The sequence below is a fragment of the Bacillus cereus group sp. BfR-BA-01311 genome (genome assembly GCF_022664295.1).
Lineage (GTDB): Bacteria > Bacillota > Bacilli > Bacillales > Bacillaceae_G > Bacillus_A > Bacillus_A cereus.
This window is the reverse complement of the sequence record NZ_JAKUHC010000043.1, coordinates 1-389: the sequence shown is the minus strand read 5'-3', so window position 1 is coordinate 389 and position 389 is coordinate 1. Positions and strand designations below refer to the sequence as shown.

Sequence of the window (389 nt, the reverse complement as noted above, 5' to 3'; positions counted from 1 at the left end):
CACCGTGCGGGTTCGACCCCCGCCCTCGGCACCATATGCGCCCGTAGCTCAATTGGATAGAGCGTTTGACTACGGATCAAGAGGTTAGGGGTTCGACTCCTCTCGGGCGCGTTTTCTTTCGGGAAGTGGCTCAGCTTGGTAGAGCACCTGGTTTGGGACCAGGGGGTCGCAGGTTCAAATCCTGTCTTCCCGATACTTGTTTGGGGCCTTAGCTCAGCTGGGAGAGCGCCTGCCTTGCACGCAGGAGGTCAGCGGTTCGATCCCGCTAGGCTCCACCATTAGTTCTTTGAAAACTGAACGAAACAAACAACGTGAAACGTCAATTTTTATTTTAGATGCTAGACAAACTAACTTTATTGGAGAGTTTGATCCTGGCTCAGGATGAACGC

Annotated in this window: 3 tRNA genes; all 3 read left to right on the top strand. The window is 53.0% G+C overall.

The features are described from left to right. Positions 1-37 precede the first annotated feature (37 nt). The 3 genes from MR136_RS28335 to MR136_RS28325 all read left to right on the top strand — a co-directional run bounded on the left by MR136_RS28335 (position 38) and on the right by MR136_RS28325 (position 278). Positions 38-111, top strand: a tRNA-Arg gene (locus MR136_RS28335). A gap of 8 nt (positions 112-119) precedes the next feature. After that, positions 120-193 (top strand) — tRNA-Pro (locus MR136_RS28330). A gap of 9 nt (positions 194-202) precedes the next feature. After that, positions 203-278: transfer RNA gene (locus MR136_RS28325), tRNA-Ala, on the top strand. Positions 279-389 lie beyond the last annotated feature (111 nt).